The sequence below is a fragment of the Cellulomonas sp. P5_E12 genome (assembly GCF_054049315.1).
In genome coordinates, this window is sequence record NZ_JBFUMP010000006.1 from 147,250 (window position 1) to 164,669 (window position 17,420).

At 71.8% G+C, this 17,420-nt stretch carries 12 protein-coding genes; 4 read left to right on the top strand and 8 right to left on the bottom strand.

Annotated elements, in window-relative coordinates:
* The first annotated feature begins 105 nt into the window (after nt 1-105).
* Nucleotides 106-1,830 carry a SulP family inorganic anion transporter gene (locus ACXJKA_RS07100; RefSeq protein ID WP_456824485.1) on the top strand — a complete coding sequence of 575 codons (1,725 nt, stop codon included), beginning with the start codon at nt 106-108 and terminating at the stop codon, nt 1,828-1,830.
* Between the two features lie 38 nt (nt 1,831-1,868).
* Here ACXJKA_RS07100 and ACXJKA_RS07105 read toward each other — a convergent pair whose 3' ends face one another.
* The 3 genes from ACXJKA_RS07105 to ACXJKA_RS07115 all read right to left on the bottom strand — a co-directional run bounded on the left by ACXJKA_RS07105 (nt 1,869) and on the right by ACXJKA_RS07115 (nt 9,713).
* Nucleotides 1,869-3,797 carry a glycoside hydrolase family 127 protein gene (locus tag ACXJKA_RS07105; RefSeq protein ID WP_456824486.1) on the bottom strand — a complete coding sequence of 643 codons (1,929 nt, stop codon included), beginning with the start codon at nt 3,795-3,797 and terminating at the stop codon, nt 1,869-1,871.
* Between the two features lie 107 nt (nt 3,798-3,904).
* Nucleotides 3,905-6,295: a beta-galactosidase gene (locus tag ACXJKA_RS07110; RefSeq protein ID WP_456824487.1), complete on the bottom strand. Its 2,391-nt coding sequence runs from the start codon at nt 6,293-6,295 to the stop codon at nt 3,905-3,907.
* 34 nt (nt 6,296-6,329) lie between these two features.
* Nucleotides 6,330-9,713 (bottom strand): DUF5107 domain-containing protein, encoded by a 3,384-nt coding sequence (locus ACXJKA_RS07115; RefSeq protein ID WP_456824488.1) that lies wholly within the window; start codon nt 9,711-9,713, stop codon nt 6,330-6,332.
* A 56-nt stretch (nt 9,714-9,769) separates the two neighbouring features.
* Between ACXJKA_RS07115 and ACXJKA_RS07120 the strand changes: the two genes are divergently transcribed.
* The gene (locus tag ACXJKA_RS07120) at nt 9,770-10,669 is read left to right on the top strand and encodes a helix-turn-helix domain-containing protein (protein ID WP_456824489.1); all 900 of its coding nucleotides are present in this window, start codon (nt 9,770-9,772) and stop codon (nt 10,667-10,669) included.
* Nucleotides 10,670-10,683: 14 nt separating this feature from the next.
* Here ACXJKA_RS07120 and ACXJKA_RS07125 read toward each other — a convergent pair whose 3' ends face one another.
* The gene (locus tag ACXJKA_RS07125; RefSeq protein ID WP_456824490.1) at nt 10,684-11,697 is read right to left on the bottom strand and encodes an aldose epimerase family protein; all 1,014 of its coding nucleotides are present in this window, start codon (nt 11,695-11,697) and stop codon (nt 10,684-10,686) included.
* Between the two features lie 209 nt (nt 11,698-11,906).
* Between ACXJKA_RS07125 and ACXJKA_RS07130 the strand changes: the two genes are divergently transcribed.
* Nucleotides 11,907-12,722 carry an IclR family transcriptional regulator gene (locus ACXJKA_RS07130; protein ID WP_456824491.1) on the top strand — a complete coding sequence of 272 codons (816 nt, stop codon included), beginning with the start codon at nt 11,907-11,909 and terminating at the stop codon, nt 12,720-12,722.
* A 168-nt stretch (nt 12,723-12,890) separates the two neighbouring features.
* Nucleotides 12,891-13,367, top strand: a complete 477-nt coding sequence (locus ACXJKA_RS07135; protein ID WP_456824492.1) for a hypothetical protein — start codon at nt 12,891-12,893, stop codon at nt 13,365-13,367.
* Nucleotides 13,368-13,406: 39 nt separating this feature from the next.
* Here ACXJKA_RS07135 and ACXJKA_RS07140 read toward each other — a convergent pair whose 3' ends face one another.
* From ACXJKA_RS07140 to ACXJKA_RS07155, 4 genes are all read right to left on the bottom strand, one after another.
* Nucleotides 13,407-14,393 (bottom strand): hydroxyacid dehydrogenase, encoded by a 987-nt coding sequence (locus tag ACXJKA_RS07140; protein ID WP_456824493.1) that lies wholly within the window; start codon nt 14,391-14,393, stop codon nt 13,407-13,409.
* Between the two features lie 29 nt (nt 14,394-14,422).
* Complete coding sequence (locus tag ACXJKA_RS07145) at nt 14,423-16,129, bottom strand: acyltransferase (RefSeq protein ID WP_456824494.1); 1,707 nt, start codon at nt 16,127-16,129, stop codon at nt 14,423-14,425.
* Between the two features lie 309 nt (nt 16,130-16,438).
* Nucleotides 16,439-16,597, bottom strand: a complete 159-nt coding sequence (locus ACXJKA_RS07150) for a hypothetical protein (RefSeq protein ID WP_456824495.1) — start codon at nt 16,595-16,597, stop codon at nt 16,439-16,441.
* Nucleotides 16,598-16,715: 118 nt separating this feature from the next.
* Nucleotides 16,716-17,333, bottom strand: coding sequence for a GNAT family N-acetyltransferase (locus tag ACXJKA_RS07155; protein ID WP_456824496.1), 618 nt, complete (start codon nt 17,331-17,333; stop codon nt 16,716-16,718).
* Between the last annotated feature and the right edge of the window lie 87 nt (nt 17,334-17,420).

The following is a 17,420-nucleotide window of genomic DNA, read 5'->3' on the forward strand; positions in this document are numbered from 1 at the left end:
GCGTCGTCATCGGCCCGGACGAGCGGCGAGCTGGCCAGCCGCACACCACGTGTCGGGGACGTCCGGCCCCTGTAGCCGTCGAGGGCCGGGTCCTAGGCTCGGGAGATGGACCGTGGGCGGGTCGCAGTGCTGCTCCCCGGCGTCGGTGTCGCCCGGCGCTACGAGCGGGCGTGGCTCCGATCGGACCTGATCGCCGGTGCCTCGCTCGTCGCGGTCGCCATCCCCGCGGGCATGGCGTACGCCGCGGCCGCCGGGCTGCCGCCCGTCACGGGCCTGTACGCGACGATCGTCCCGCTGCTGGTCTACGCGCTCGTCGGCCCGTCGCGGGTGCTCGTGCTCGGGCCGGACTCGTCGCTCGCGCCGATGATCGGCGCGGCGGTGCTGCCGCTCGCGCTCGGCGACCCCGACCGTGCCGTGGCGCTGGCCGGCCTGCTGGCCGTGCTCATGGGCCTCATGCTCGTCGGAGGTCGCGTGCTCCGGCTCGGGTTCCTCACCGGCCTGCTGTCGATGCCGATCCGTGTGGGGTACATGAACGGGATCGCGCTGGTCGTGATCGCCGGCCAGCTGCCCAAGCTGCTCGGCATCTCGGTGCCGTCCGGCTCGGTCTGGGAGCACCTCGGTCACACGATGACGGCCGTCGCCGACGGGCAGGTCAACGGCGCGGCGGCGGCGATCGGCGTCGGGTCCCTCGCGATCATCGTCGGCGCGCGCGTACTCGGTGCCACTGCGAAGGGCATCGTGCTGGCGGTCGTCGGGGCGATCGTCCTGACCGCCGTGCTCGGGCTCGCCGACCAGATCCCCGTCGTCGGGGCCCTGCCGTCCGGTCTGCCCTCACCGGCCCTGGCGGGCCTCGAACCCGGTGACGCGCTCGCGCTCGTCGGGCCTGCGGCCGGCATCGCGCTCATCACCTTCGCCGACACGACCGTGCTGTCGCGCGCGCTCGGTGGCAGCCGGCGCGAGACCGTCGACGGCAACCAAGAGATGGGCGCGCTCGGAGCGACCAACCTCGCGACCGGGCTGCTCGGCGGCTTCCCCGTCTCGGGCAGCGCGTCACGCACGCCCGTCGCGGTCCAGGCGGGCGCCCGCACGCAGCTGACCGGCGTCGTCGCCGCGCTGCTGCTCGTCGTCTTCATGCTGGTCGCACCCGGCGTGCCCGCGTACCTGCCCTCCGCCACACTGGCCGCGGTCGTCATCGCCGCCGCGTCCTCGTTCGTCGACGTGCACACGTTCGTCCGACTGGTGCGGATGAGCCGGAGCGACGCGGCCCTCCTGGTCGCGGCGTTCCTCGGCGTGGCGTTCGTCGGCGTCCTGCAAGGCATCCTCGTCGCCGTCGCCCTGTCGCTCGCCGTGTTCGTGCGCCGGGCGTGGGAGCCCTACCGCGCCGAGCTGGTGAGCGTCGAGGGCGTGCCGGGGTTCCACGACCTCAGCCGGCATCCCGAGGGGGAGCGGATCCCGGGACTCGTGATCGCGCGGTTCGACGCGCCTCTCTTCTTCGCCAACGGCGACGTGTTCGACACCTGGGTGCGCGGCCTCGTCGCCGACGCCCCGGCACCGGTGTGCCGCGTCATCATCGCAGCCGAGCCGATCACGGGCCTCGACACGACTGCGCTCGACGAGCTCGTCGAGCTGGACGACCACCTCGCCGCGATGGGCGTCGACCTGGTGTTCGCGGAGATGAAGGGCCCGATCAAGGACCGCTTGGTGCGCTTCGGCGTCGGCAGCCGGTTCGGGCCGGACCACTTCTATCCCACCGTGCACAGCGCCGTGCGGGCCTACCGGGTCGAGCGGGCCGGGTCGGCGGGGTCAGCGAACGTGCCCGACGCGGGCTGACGCCTCGGACGATCTGAGCGTCGAAGGCAGACAGGTCCTCAACCAGCGGGCGGAACGAGACTGACGTAGACCGCGTACCGGGCGCCGAAGAGGCTGTAGTAGGGCTCGAGTGTGCGCTGGCCCCAGCGCTCGTCGGTCTCTCGAAGCGCGAAGCGCATGGTCGTGAGCCCGTTGCCGTTCGGGCCGTCGCTCACGCGCACGACGTGGGCGTCGGCCTGCGCCTTCCAGGCCGCAGGGTCCGCGACCACCACGTCCGCATCCAGTCCCACCGCGGTGCTGAGTCGCACGAGCACGCCGGCCTCGTAGGTCGCGTCGACTTGCTCGCGGCTCAGCTCCGCGGCGAGCAGGACCGGCCCGTAGCGGAAGGCGACCCAGTTCGGGTCCTCGGTCCCGTCGACGACCTCGATCCGTGCGGTCAGGCGGTAGTCGACGAGGTCTCCGGCGCGGACGGGGACGACGAGCCAGCCGCCCGCCACGGAGGGAGGTAGGTCGCTCGCGCTGCCATTCACGGTCAGGCCCGGAGCCCCGGTCGCCCAGCCGGGGACCCGTAGGCGGAGCAGTCCCTCGGCGGCCTCGTGACCGTCGATCGCGTCGACGGTGAACGTGACCGTCTCACTCTCGGGCACGCGGGCGTGCTGGGTGATCCGGAGGTTGTGCTCCGGATCGACGACGACGGACGACCGGAACTGGGAGACCCACAGTCCATCGGCGTCGGCGAAGTAGATCGAGTCGCCGAGCTTGGTGAAGCTCTCCAGCGCGGTTCCCTGGTCGCACCAGAATTCGTCGAACTCCGCGCCGAAGACCTTGGCGTATCCCGCCGCCATCGGCTGGAAGTACGTCACCATCCCGGTCCGCGGGTTCTGGGAGGCGAGGATCGTGTTGATGAGCGTCGACTCGTAGTAGTCGGCGTAGCGCACGTCGCCGGTCAGCTTGAAGAGCTCCCGCGTGAGCTTGAGCATGTTGTACTCGTTGCAGCCCTCGCTCGTCGAGTTCTCGCCGTACCCCTGCGTCTCGCCGTTCGTCGCGAAGGCGTGCAGGGTCCCGGGCTGGTGGAAGTGCTCCGCCTGGCTGTTGCCGCCGTTCGCGTAGGTGTGCTGCTCCACGACCATCCGCCAGAAGTTCTCCGCCGCGGTGCGGTACGTGGCCAGGCCGGCACGCTCGTCGGCGCCCCGCGAGTCGGTGAGCACCGTGTAGCGCTTGAGGGCGCCGATGAGCTTCGGGATGGTGGTGTTGGCGTGCAGACCGTCGAGCACGTCCTCGTTCGCGGCCAGCTGCTCGAACAGCGTCGTCTCGTCGAAGAACTCTCCGGCTCGGCGATGGACCGGGTCGCCGGTGATCGCGTAGAGGTCGTAGAGGGCATCGTTCATGCCGCCGTATTCGGTCGCGAGGATGGCGGCGGGATCGTCCTGACGTCCCGCCCACGCGGCGATCCAGCTCCCGAACCCGGCGGCGAGTTCGAGCGCCGCGGCCGACAGGTCGGGGGGCGCGTACCGATGGGCGTGGAGCAGTCCGGCGAGGACCTTGTGCAGGTTGTAGAACGGCACGATCAGGTCGTCGGCGCCCGCCGGCAGGACGTCGGCCGAGAAGGCGGAGACGTACCCGGCGTCGAGGGGGTGCGCGGCGGCGTACGCCGCCTGGCACGCGGACAGGCCGTGCACCGCGCTCTCGAGCCGAGCGAGCAACGACGCCGCGAGCTCGCCCGTGCTCGAGGCGTACGCCTGGGAGAGACCCGAGATGTAGTGGCCGAAGAAGTGGCCCTGGAAGCGGGGGCCGGTCGCTCCTTCCCAGCCGCCGTAGCCCTCGGTCGTCGTCGGCGTGAGCCCCGCGACGAGGTAGAAGCCGTGCAGGAACCGCTCGGGCTCGAGCCGCAGGAGGTAGTCGACCGTGCGCGCGAACGCGTTGGCCTCGTACTCGTCGAGGATCTCGACGTTCTCGAGCGGAACGTCGTCAAGGACGTGCAGCGTCACAGGTACATGCCTCGTGGTCGGTGCGGACGGGGAGCGCGGTCACCATCCTCGTCGATCGGGACGAACCACGAGCGACCGCCGGTCCGACGACGGGCGCCGGTCCTGCCTCACGGCTCGCGCCCGGCGAGACGGACGCGGCCGACGCGCACGACGTCCACCGCTGCAACGTGCAGGTCGTCGGGGATATCCCGCACGGTCGGGTCGACCCAGACTCCGGTGCTGCGCTTCCACGGCAGGAGCTCGAACCGCACGCCGTGACGAGCGACCTCCGCCGCCCACGGCGTCAGGTCGACGTCCCAGTCCCGACCGTGCCAGAAGTGGTCGCTGATCAGCTGGTCACCCACGTACGCACGTCCGACGTCGCCCGTCCACCGCATCCGGAGCAGCGTGCGGTCGGCGCCGTCGAACAGGTCGGGGGAGACCGCGACCCGCAGTACAGCGGCGCCGGAGAAGTCCGTGGGCGCGCTGAGCCGGTTGAGGGGACCACCGCGCTGAGGACGCGGCACCGACGTCGCGTCGAGGTGGAGCCCGGAGAGGAGGGTGTGACGGCCCGCGTGCTCGGCGCGCATCCGCCACGTGCGCCAGGGGCTGTCGTCGAACGGTGCGCTCAGCTCGGCGCCCTCGGCCTGGAGCGTCCGAGGTGCCGGGAGCACCGAGATCCTGAGGTCGGGGTGCTCCGTGTGCACCACGAGCTCGCCGTTGCGCGAGTAGAGGGGAGCCGAGGACAGCACGAGCCGTTCGCGGCCCTCGACCTCGAGCAGGTAGAGCCGGTCGGTGCCCTCCTGGTCGAGGACGATGATCCGTGCGTCCCTCAGCTCGACGATGCACGTCGGGCCGGCGGGTGCCGTGAGCGAGACGACCGTCGCACCGTCGCGGTGGACGGCGACACCCGTTCCGCCGACCTCGTGGGTCCCGTCCAGCACGAGCTCGACGGGGATGCCGTCGTAGGCGCCGAGCACGACGACCTCTCGGCCGTCGACGGTGACGCGCGTGAGCACCCGGGCGGTCGCACTCCGGAGGCTGACCCCCGGAGCGAGCGGGTACCGGATCGGCCAGACCACCGAGACACCGGCGGGGATCGTGAGCGGCTGGGTCGGGATCGTGACGTCCCCGCCGTCGAGGGTCACCGTGAACTGCACGTCGTGCTGCTCCGGCAGGGCCGCCTTCGCCGGCTGGTACGTCGACGCGAACAGGTAGCCGCTGCGACCGTCGGACCGCACGGCCCACCGCAGGACCTCCGGGTCAGCGCTGCCGCCGCCGACCGTCGTGGCCATGGCCGCGATGCGGTGCCCGTCCTGCTGGAGCCACAGGTGCTGGGCCCGCAGGTAGTGGTGGTGGGGGCGGATCTGACCGTGCTCGCCGATCGGGGCTGCGAAGTCGTAGGTCACCCGTGGCACGTCGTTGGGGTAGCCGGTCGCGTGCGACTCCTGCTCCGAACCGTGCGGGCCGGTCCGCTGCGTCCCGCCGGCGTACATGTAGTAGCCCTGCCAGATCGATCCGCTGCCGACCTTCGCGAGGGCGAGTGCGGCAACGTCGGCAGGCGCCACGATCGGCCGGCGGTGGTACGCCACGTGCATCCCACCGCCGAGCTCGCACGTCGCGAACGGCACTGCGTCGTCGTCCTTGAGCGGCACGGCACGCGGGTCCAGGGTGATGCCGTCGAGCGCCTCGCGCAGGTCGGCCCCGACGGACAGGTCGTCGCGGACGGGGCTGTAGCGGAAGTGGAACGCGGAGAACTCTGGCCACTCGGTCAGCTCGTCGTCCCAGAAGCCGTCCGAGTACGCGCTGTACACGGGCAGGAGCGACTCGGGAACCTCCGCGCCGCCCCAGCCCGTGGCCGTCCAGATCGGGACGTGGAGCCCGAGCTCTTGGGCGAGCTCGCGCAGGTGGGCCAGGTGCTGCGGCTGGTCGTAGAGCTCGTTCTCGATCTGGGCGCCGATCACCGGCCCTCCGTCGGCGTGCGACAGGCCCACGAGCTGCGAGATCGTCTCGGCATAGAAGGCGCGCACCAGCTCGAGGTACTCGGGGTCGTTGGTGCGGGTGTGGAGCTTCCGCTCGACGAGCCAGTCCGGGAAGCCGCCGTACCGTGCTTCGCCGTGGGCCCACGGGCCCAGCCGCACGACGACGTCGAGGCCGTGCGTCGCCGCCTCCTCGATGAATGCGCGCAGGTCGAGCTGCCCGTCCCAGCGGAACTGTCCAGGCTCGGGCTCGTGCGCCTGCCAGAAGACATACGTCGCGACGGACGTCAGGCCGCCCGCCCGAGCGTGGCCGAGGACGTCACGCCAACGGTCGCGTGGGATCCGCGAGTAGTGGATCTCGCCCGTGATGGGGAACCACGGGTTGCCCCCGCGCTCGATCCACGCGCTGGTCACCTCGATCCGGTCGTCGCCCCTCGGGGACTCGCCCACGTCGAGGTGGCCTCGGCGCGGGGCCGCCGGCGGGGTGACGGTGAGGTGGTGGGGCGCTGCGGGCGGGGTCGGGCGAGCGTCGTTGGTCATGTCTTTCCTCGGAGCAAGGCGTCCACGGTCCCAGCTATCGGCGAACCGCTGGCGCGGCGGCGATGGCGCGGGCGAAGGGATTGAGCGGGTCGTCGGAGAGGACCTCGTGGGCGACCGCGACCGCCTCGGGTTCGCGCCCGTCGAGGACGGCCAGCTGGGCGACGAGGACCCGTACCCGAAGGTCGTGGGCGTGCTGGATGTCATGGGTGAACAAGAGGGTCGTCGGCAGGGAGGTCGCGAAGTAGTCGATCACCGCACGGACCCCCGCCTGCTCGGTCACGTAGGCCGCGAGGCCGTCACGGTGCAGCGATGCGTCCTCGACCCGGCCGAGCCGGCGCAGGGCCGTGATCGCCGCGGCCGTCCGCTCGGAGTAGCGCTGGACCTGCATCCCTTGGAAGTCGCCCTGCTGAGCGGCGGCACGCTCCCACGCGCGTCGCGCGGCGTCAGTCTCACCGGCCGCGTCGAGCGCGTCGCCGAGGACGAGGTGCAGGTCGGCGGTGTTGGCCAGCGCGTGCCTGGCTTCTCCCAGGGTGGCGACGGGACGGAGCGCCGCGGTCGCGTGCTCGACGGCTCTGACGGCGTCTCCTGCGGCCAGGCTGAGGCGTGCCACGCTGAGGTGCGCCTCCTCCCAGGCCGCCAGGACGCGGCCCTCGCCGCCCTCCCACGGCTGGAACGGACGCTCGAGGAGCACCTCCAGCGTCTCGGGTGCGCGGCCCTCGGCCGTGAAAAGCTCGGCGAGCTGCACCGAGAGGTCGTCGCGCGCGTGCACGAGGTCCGGCCGCTCGAGCAGGTCGGTGATCCGCCGCGCCGGATCGACTCCCCGACGTCCGGCGAGCTGATCCGCTTCGAAGAGGAGACGCGCGTCGTCGGGAGCGAGAAGGCGTGCGCGCTCGTAGAACGAGGCGGCCAGCGCCGGCTCGGCGAGGACGTTGTGGGCAGCGATGCCGAGGTTGCGGAGCACGACGGGGCTGGCGGGTTCGTGGGCTGCGGCGACCTCCCACGCACGGATCGCCTCGCCGCGGCGCCCGGCGGCGTAGAGCCAGTGCCCCTGGAGCTCGGCGAGCATGTCGTCGTCGGGCAGCGCGCGACGCAACCGCGCGAGCATGTCGTTGTCGTGCGCGGACGGGAAGCACCACGTGCGATCCAGGACCCGCGCCCGGGACAGGGCCGCGATAGCTGCGGCTCTGTCGCCCCGCGTCAGCTCGAGGTCGGCGCGGTACAGCAGCGCGAGCGGTGCGACGTTGGTCTGACCGGGGGTGATCGGGAGGCGCGCAGCGTGTTCGAGCGCATCGATCGCCGCGTCGTGATCGCCGATGCTGAGGTACTCGCGCGCGACGTCGAGGGCGATCGTCGGGTCGGTCGTGGTCGTGGTCGGCGCTCCCAGTCGGGCCGCCAGGTCTCGCGCCCAGGCGTCCAGGGGGTTGGTCGCGAGCGTTCCTCGGAGCAGCTCGAGCGCACCGTCCGTGTCGCCCGTCCGGTGGGCCCCGACGGCTGCGAGGTTGCGCGCCTGGGCGTGCAACGGGCTCCGCCGGACCAGCGGGACCAGATCGGTCAACGCCTGCCGGTCGCGGCCTTCCGCGAGATCGAGACGGGCCGACGCCACGGTGGCGGCGTCGAGCCAGGTGCGGTCCCACAGGGCGACACCGAACGCCCGCCGCGCGTCTGCAGCACGGCCCTGACGGGCCAGGACGACACCGAGGCGGTAGTGCGCCTCGCAGTCGCGGGGGTTCGGGTTGCGTCGGGTGACGCGATCCACTGCCGCGCGCAGGTGCCGCTCGGCGTCGTCGAGGCGGCCGTCGTGCTGACGGCGGGCCGCCATCGCCACGTTCGAGCGTGAGTCGCCCGGGTCCCGACGCAGCGCCTCGTCCCAGTAGGGCTCCGGCGACCGCGTCGCGTGCCGGTACTGCGCGAGGTGGACGCCCGTCAGGTACAGCTCGTCGACCGAGTCGATCTGGGAGGGCTCCAACGGCTCGGTCGCCGCCTCGGCCGGTGCGGTCTCCTCGGTGTGCTCAGCGGGGCGGGGGCTCCACGTCACGAGCAGCTCGCCCTCATGCTCGACGACCAGCTCGCACTCGGTCGGGGAGATGGCGCCGTCGACGGTGAGCTCGTGCACGAACGGAGCGCCCGGTGCGATGTCGGCCCGTTCGTCCGTGAGCACCTGCGACCCCGTGCGCACGACGACCCGGCTGCCGGGGCGAGCTGACGTGACGGCGACGGCCACGCGGATCGTCGTGCGGTCGTCGACCACGGTGACGTCGAGTCGCACCGCAGCCTCGCGGGTGGCCTGGTGGACCGGGCCGGTGTCCTGGATCGGGTACCAGAACTGACTGAACGTCTTGGTCTCGCCCGGCTTGAGGAAGGCGAAGTCGGGCTGGTTGTCGGTGAAGACGCCGGCCATGAGTTCCACATACGGCCCGTTGGTGTCGGTGAGCTGCGCGTCCCAGGCCCAGCCGAACTGGTCGTTGCCCCAGGTCCACTGCTTCTTGCCCGGAGCGATCCGGTGATCCGCCCAGTGCAGGAACCCGGCTCCGACGCCGTGGTCGTAGCCGCCGAAGAAGTCGTCCTGGGTACCGAGGCACATGTACGACGTCGGCACGGGGATGTTCCGGTACCAGTCGAGCCGATCGCCGTCCGGCCGCTCGGTCGTGCGACGCGCCGGGTAGTCGACGCCGTAGTAGTGGCCGCGCGACGCGGGGAACGTGGTGATCGCCCGCTTGGCGTGATCGGCGACGACATGCACGTCGGTGGGGAAGTACGACTGGTAGCTGTCGTTGACCGCGGCGGCGACGTTGGCCCACCACAGGAAGGTCTGCACGTCGGCGGTGCGGTTCACCAGATGCCCGCGCACCTCGATCAGCGAGCTGCCCGGGCGCAGACGAATCCCGTGCATGCCCTGCATGCGGGCGAACGGGTCGTGGTCGGAGCACCACACGGTCACCGCGCCGTCGGGCTCCTCCTCGATCGTCACCTCGCACGGGAGGTAGGTCGCGGGACGGTGGTGCTGGGGCCAGTTGAACTCGACGCCCCCGGAGATCCACGGGCCCGCGAGGCCGACGAGGGCGGGCTTGATCACGTCGTTGCGATAGAAGAAGTCGTACCCGCGCGTCTTGTCGAGACCGACGTGGATCCGCCCGCCGAGCTCCGGCAGGATCATCAGACGCACGTACTCGTTCTCGAGGTGGACGGCGTCCCACAGACGCGGCGTCTTGGTCTGGGCGACGCTCTCGATGAACGGCAGCGGGTACACGGCGCCCGACGAGCCCTGGTAGACGCGCTGGTCGAGGTACGCGGGGTAGCGGTCGGGGGAACCGGGCTCGTACGTGTCGATGGAGACCCCGGCACGCCACGCGCGGACGGATCGGTCCGACAATGCGGGGGGCGTGTCCGGGAGCACGAGCCTGGACTCTTCGCTGAGCATGACATGAACATAGCGGCGGTTGACACGGCTCGCCGATACACGATCCACTCGGTGATATGGACGAAACGCCGACGCCGACCGTCGACTTCGTGCGCGAGGGTTTCGTCGGCCAGCGCATGCTCGTCGTCCCGCGGCCTGCCCTCGAACGCGCACTGAGGCTGCCCGTCAGCAGCAAGCTCTTGGTCACCGACGCGGGATTCTTCCCGCACGCGTCCAGGCATGGACGATCCCGTGCCAACGGCGCGGTCGAGAGCGTTCTGCTGGTGTGCACCGGCGGCTCGGGGTGGTGCCGGACACCCGAGGGCTCCTTCGTGATCGAACGTGGCGACGCCGTGCTGCTCCCTGCCAGGCGTCCGCACGCGTACGGGGCGTCGGACGCCGACCCGTGGACGTTGTGGTGGCTCCACGTCACCGGGGCCGACGCGGTCGACCTGGTCGACGCGGCACACGCCGCGGCGGGTGGTCCCGTCACGCACCTGCGCGACGCGGCGCCGATCGCCAGCCTCGTCTCCCAGGTCATCGACGCGCTGGACGCCGGGATGACCTCGACCGCGTTCGTCCGTGCCGCGGGTCCCGCCTGGCACGCCCTCGCCCTCGTGGCGGCGACCGGCCGACGCAGCCCCGGGCCGGGCCTGAGCCCGGTCGAGCGCGCCGTCGAGCACCTCCGTGCGACGTCCCCCAGCCGCACCTCGACGGAGGTGCTCGCCGGCATGGTCGGGTTGAGTCCTTCCCAGCTCAACGCACTGTTCCGCCGGCAGCTCGGCGCGTCGCCGCTCCAGTACCAGACGCAGCTGCGCATGGCGCGGGCACGCGAGCTGCTCGACAGCACCACGATGTCGATCGCGGCTCTTGCTCGACTGGCGGGTTACGACGACCCGCTCTACTTCTCCCGCCAGTTCACGCGCGTCCACGGGATGTCGCCGAGGGCCTACAGGGAACGCCCGACGGGGTCGTGAGTCGGGAGCGGTGGTCAGAAGAACGCCGGTCGGCTACCGGGCTCGCCCGCGACGATGGAGGTGGGCAACCACGTGGCCGTGATGCCCCAGGCGAGCCGCCACTCGTCCCCGGGCGCGAGCCAGCGCAGCCCCGTGCCGGAGTTCAGGGCGTCACCGGGGGCCGACATCGGTTCCACGGCCAACGCGCGCCGCGTCGCGGACGGGTCCGGGTACGCCGGGCAGGTGTAGATCTGCGCGTAGCCGAAGTCGTGGTCCAACCACACGTCGAGGACGCGTCCGTCCGGCGCCGCGACGGCGACTGTGCGCGGCGTGCGTCCCGCGCCCTCGGTGAGAGCAAAGCACGTGTTGAGCTCGGCATCACCGATCCGACGGGCTGTCCGCCAGTCCAGCGCAGTCCCGTCGACGCCGACGGGAGCGCCCGGTATGAGTCGCTCGTCCACGGGCAGGTAGGCGTCCGCCGGGACGCGCAGCATCAGGTCCTCGACCGGCACCTCACCGATGCGCACGTACGGGTGAGCGCCCAGGGCGACCGGCGCGGGCTCGGCCGAGCCGTTCGAGACGAGCGAGTCGACCGTGATCCCGCCGTCGGTCAGCCGATACGTGATCTGCAGGGCGACCGAGAACGGGTACCCGGGCTCGTCGGCGACCGAGCCGCGGATCGTCACGTGGTCCGCACCCTGGTCGATCACGGTGAAGCGCTTGTCGCGGACCAGGCCGTGGTTCGCGTTCCCGTGCTCGACGTCGTCGATGAAGAGCTGCTGCTCCGCGCCTCGATGGACCCATCGCCCACCCCGCACCCGGTTGGGCCACGGGAAAAGGACGGCGCCCGCGGCGAAGGGCGCCGCAGCTCCGTCCGCGTAGGTCTCCACGAGTGGGACGTCATCAGCGACGAGTGTGCGCAGACCGCCGCCGAGCAGATCGATCTGGGCGGTCATCCGCGTGCCCGTGGACGACCGCACGAGGGATACGGCGCCGGTCGCCGACCGCGGGGGCTCGGACGGCGGGGGAGTCGCGATGCTGCGTGGCACGCGCCGACTGTAGGCGCGTTCGTGCCGGCGACCTATGGCCGCTCGCTGCTTGCGCATGGACGAAGCATTGGTCCGGGGGTCCGCCTGCGCTGCGAGCCACAGCCGGACCCCCGGACCGACGTGCTGGGCGATGGCGTTCGTCGGATCGTGCCGATCCCCGGGGGTGCCCCACGATTCCCTGTGCGCCCACTTCGGAGGACGCTGGTCTGGTGGGAACCGCCGACGACGGCAGCGTGGTGGGACGTGCGACGCTGCTCCTCGAGATCGTCGAGGCCGCCGGGTGCATCCGGCAGGCGGACCTCGCGCGTGATGCCGGCCTGCCCAAGCCCACCGTGCGGCGTATCGCGGCCGACCTCATCGACCGTGGCCTCCTGTCCCGCTGTCCCGACGGGTACGAGCTCGGTCCGCGCCTGGTCTCCCTCGGCGCTGCTGCTCTCGCCCGACATCCGTTCCGTGCCGCGACCGCACCGCATGTTCAGGACTTGCTTGCACGGACCGGGGAGGTGGCGTTCGTCCAGACCGTCGAACCCGACCTGACGATGGTGACGCTGCACGTCGCCTACGGGCACAGCCGTGCCGCCGCGGTGTCCGCGACCTTGGATGGGTGGCCGACCGTTGAACCAGCCGAACCGGCCATCTTGTTCAAGGCTGCAGGCCGCATCGTGTTCGCCGAGCACCCCGACCGTGTCGACGCGTTGCTGGCCGCGGGCCTACGACGCCGGACCCGGCACTCCGCCCCCTCGCGCCGCACCCTGCTTGCCGCGATCGACGCGACCCTCGATCGCGGCACGGCTGTGGAACGCGAAGAGCACACTCCAGGCTGGTCGTGCATCGCGTCGGGCATCCGCGACCACGACGACCACGTGGTTGGCATCGTCGGCGTGATCGGTCGGTCCGGCTCGTGGGACCCCGAACGTCTCCAGGGCCCGATCACCAGCGTCACCGATGCGCTCTCCGCAGCGATCCCCCTGGCGCTGCCTGAGGCACGCGCACGACGAGCGCTCGAGCGGCCGCCGAGCTCCTGACCTTGGCTTCAGGGGCCACTGTGTGGCCCTACCTGCTCCTGCTCGGCTGTGGCGCGCTGCCAGGATTGACGCGAGCGCTCAGCCCGTCAATCCGCCTCCCCGCCTGCTGGCCCCACCGCGGACCGGTCGACGCAACGTGCGACTGAACGCCGCCGGAAGGGCCGAGCCATGGTCAACGCGACCCGGCGCCCCGACGCTCACCTCGAGACCGTCATCGAGTTCGAGATGGAACCGGAACCGGTGGGCGCGCCCGCGCCGGTGCTGGGCGAGCGCGCGATGCACGTCCGTCGGCTCGTCGTCTTCGCGGGTGTTGCCGTGGGTGTCCTGCTCGCCGCCGTGGTCCGGACCGGCATCGCGACGGCGCCGGCCCCATCGAGCGGGCCGAAGGCGTTCGAGCGTCCCGCGGCTGTGTCAGCGTGCCGGCACGTCGATGCACCGCAGCCGGATGGCGTCGAGCTGGTCAGGTGGTGCTCGTGGCCGGCGCCGACATCGCCGTCGGCCGAGCTCGCCGTGAGGGAGGCCCGTGACGCTGCGGTCGCGCGCGGTCGAGTCTGGGCGCAGACCCACGGCCCTGGCAGCGCCGCTTACCACGTGTGGAGCCCCGACGAACCTGCCGCGCAGGCGCAACGCATGGGGTCGCCGTGACCACGGTTCCTCGCGCTGCAGCCGGGGTCGCGATCTCTCTCAGGCAATGCGTGCGAGGTCCTCGACGTGCACGGGGCGTGCCAGTGGCCGACCGTCGACGAGGCGCTCCAGCTCGTCGAGGGCCCCGTCCGTCATGGCCAACGTCTCGGAGCCCAGTGATCCCGCGACGTGCGGCGTGAGCATGACGTTGGGCAGGTCGTAGAGCGGGCTCGACGCGGGCAGGGGCTCGGGGTCAGTGACGTCGAGGATCGCGTGCAGACGACCGGCCACGCACTCGGCCTCGAGGGCTGCGGTGTCCACCAGGGACCCGCGCGCGGTGTTGATGAGCGTTGCGCCGTCCGGCAGGGCAGCCAGCTGGGGTGCGCCGATCAGGTGGTGGGTCTCGGGCAGTTCCGGGGCGTGGATCGACAGGAAGTCCAGGCGGGGGAGTGCCTCGGCGAGACCGATCAGCTGCGCACCGGCCCGGGCGACCTCGGCGGGGTCGGCGTACGGGTCGACCACCAGGCACGTGACGTCGGGGAGCCGGTCCACGGCCAGCCGGACGACGCGTCGACCGATCCGGGAGAACCCGACGATGCCGACGGTCCGACCGGTGTTGCTCAGCGGGCCGCGCCTGGTCTTGTACGACCAGTCCTCCCGGTACCGACGCGCGTCGGCGGCGAGGAAAGGTGCCTTCTTGCCGGCCATCACCATCGCCGCGATCGTGAACTCCGCCACGGGATCGGCGTTGAGGTCGGCGCTGCTGGAGACCAGGACGCCGCGGCCCCACACCGCTGGGGCGACGATCCCGCGCACGGTTCCCGCGCAGTGCAGCACGGCGCGCAGGGAGGGCAGGCGCGACAGCTCGTCGTCACCTATGAGCGGGGTGCCCCAGCCGGTCAGCAGGACCTCGACCTCGGCCAGCCGGTCGGCGACGGCGGGATCGTCGAGCGAGCCGGTCCAGGTCACCTGCCCGTCGCGAGACAGCTGGGCCAGTCGCGCACGGCGACGGTCGTCGAACTGCAGCTCCCAGGCATCGTGGGCCATCACCACGAGCGTCCGCGGGAGGCCGCGCGTCACCGATACCACCGCCGCAGGTCCGCGAGGTCGAGCGCCGGCTCGGGTCGGTGCACGCCTCGCGGGCGGTAGCCCAGCTGGTCGGAGATGCCCACGATGTCGGCCAGCAGCCAGATGATCGCGAGCCACATCTCCGTGCCCTGCAGCCCGGGTGCCGTCGCGGCGGTCCCGACGGTCGTCGGGTGCGGGGCTTGGAAGCCGAATCCCGCGTCGGCGGTCCAGTACCGCAGCGCGTCGCGGAGGAGCTGCTCGGCCCGGCGGACGACCTCCTCGGAGCGATGGCCGGACGCGCGCGTGAGCCAGAGCGGGTGCGCCACGTCGAGGACGTTGCAGGCGGTCTGTCGTTCGGGCCTGAAGAAGCGCACGTCCCGCAGGTGCGTCAGGACGGTGTCGATGACGGCCTCGGGGTGAGGGACGGGCACCCCGAGCTGCGCGAAGGTCCCGCGGGAGGCGCGGTAGTAGCCGTTGACCACCTGGAGCAGGCCCTCGGTCGCGGTCGGGCGCCCCCACATCCCGGTCTGCGGGTCGGCGTGCAGGAGGAGCCAGCCCAGCACGGCGTCGACCGCGCCGGGCTGTGACGCAGCCTCGCGCCGGTGGTTCCAGAGCTGCGCGGTGCCCAGCACGTCCACCCAGTGCCCCGCGGCCCACGCCTGGTCACGCCACGGCAGGGCGTCGAGCTCGGTGACCAGCTCGGCCGCCGTCGCCTCCGCCACGACCTGGACCGGGTGGTCGAACCGTTCGCCGAGGAGGTCGAGCGCGTAGCCGACGCACAGGACGTGGTAGCTCCCTCTGTCGTCGAACCGCTCGTGCCGCACCGGCGCCACCCCGCCCTCCGGCCGCAGCTCACCGACCATCCCGGTCGCAGGGTCCTGCCAGGACCGCAGCCGCGCCGACTGCTCGTCCCCGGAAAGCTGCGGGGGAGCGGTCCCCAGGAGCAGGTCCGCGATCTCGATGGCGTCGCACTGGGCGCGGACCGTCGCGGGGCCGCCGGGCTTGTCGGAGAACAGCCGGCGCTCGTCGTCCCAGGACCGGGCGAGCACCGCCGCGGCCTGGTCGCGCGCCCGGTCGGAGAAGCTCGCGACCGCGCCCGCCAGGCTGGGGGTCGTCCCCGACGCTCCGCGCCATCGCAGCACCCGGGCAGGGTTCCCGCCCACGACCGCGCCGGCGGGGACGTCCTTGGTGACGATCGCGCCCGCGGCGAGCACGGACCGGTCGCCGATGTGCACGCCGTCGAGCACGACCACGTGGGAGCCGATCCAGACGTCGTCGCCGATCGTGATGCCTCGGGAGAGCACGGGCTGCCGGAAGACCTCGACCTCGGGGTCGTCCATCGTGTGGTTGAAGCCCAGCACCGACGAGTGCGCGCCGATGCGCACCGCGTCACCCAGCACGACCTCGCCCCGCACGACCGCGTACGGGTTGACGGTGCAGTCGCGGCCGGCCCGGAGCGAGCCGCCCAGGTAGGCGCCGGCCGCCACGTAGGTCCGGTCGCCCAGCTCGAGGGTGTCGTTGGTGATGGAGGCGAGCTCCGAGACGAAGACGCGCTCGGCGAAGCGGTACCCCCGCTCGTGCGACAACCGCACCTGCACCTCGAGCTGCCGTTGCTGTGCCTCCGGGTCGGCACTGTCCCAGAAGGCCCACGGGGTGTAGTCGAGCGCCGTCCGGTCGAAGGCCAGCGGCGTCGGTGCTGTCGTCGGGTCGATCATCGGTCGCTCTCGCTCTCGTCGTCGTGCACCCCCAGTACAGAGTGCTCGATAGAACAGCGATAGGTGCGTGAACACATCGAACCGGAAGTCGGACAGGCATGGATCGAGTGTTCGACCGTGTTCGGAGCGCGCGGAACCAGGACCGGGCCAGAGGCGCGTCGCGTGTTCTTGGCTGGCCGACCTCGCGCCGCTGACGCGAGGCCGTCGCGAGCTCGAGAGCGCGCGTGGGTCTCGCACCACAGGGGTCGAAGAGCTGAGTACACCGCAACGGCCAGCCCGAGTGGACTGGCCATCGCGAGCGGGTCCCGGTCAGCGCGTTGCTGCCGCCAGCAGACGACGCAGGAGGTGCTTGCGGGGCATCGGGTGTGTGCTCTGCGGACGGGCCGCGCACGCCAGTCGGTGCTCGGCTTCGATGGCGAGCTCGTGCTCCCTGTTGTGGTACTCGATGAGATACAGCTCTGGACTCATGTGGGGTCTCCACCTCTCGTGTCTCCATGCGGCGCCGGGGTCTCCGGCTGCTAGCACTGTCGGTGGAATGGCGGTTGCCTACGAGGGACGTTGGTCCCCTCTGTGGAGCATCGGGCGGTCAGGAGGACGCATGCTCGTCGGCGGGGACGTGGGTGGTCATCACGCAGTTGCCCTGGCCCTTGGGGCGCTGATAGGTGAAGCCGAGCTGTTCGTACATGGTCCGCGTCGCGTTGTAGAGGAACGACGCCGAGGTCTTCTTGCCGGGCGGCAGGTCGTGCGGGTACGACTCGACCAGCCCACCACCCGCAGCGGAGATCAGCGCGAGCGCACCGCGGACCGCGACCGATGCCATCCCCTTGCGTCGGTAGTCGCGGTCCACGAACAGGCAGGTGATCCGGAAGTCCGGCCTGTGCGCGACGCCCTTCTCCCACTCCTTGCGGTGGTGGATGTTCTGCAGCTCATCGACCGTCCCGTACTGGGCCCACGCCACGGCCACGTCGCCGTCGAACACCAGTGCCGCGTGTGCGCGACCGGCCTCGACGAGACGCCGCTTGAACTCGCGGTGGCCGAGCGCTCGGCGCTCCTCCGTGGGGTCGGGGTAGAGGTGGAAGTAGGTGCACCAGCAGCCGCCCCAGACACCGTTGTGCCGTTCCGCCAGGTCCGCGAACGCATCCCAGGTCAGGGGGCTGAGCGGTTCGATCCGAAAACCGTCGACAACGATGTCTCGATCGCCCATCTCGCGACGGTAGCTGCGGCTGTGCGGCGCGACAATCGGCTGGCGGCTTCGAGCTGCGTCGCGTCGCGTCGGGCGCGAGCGCACTCG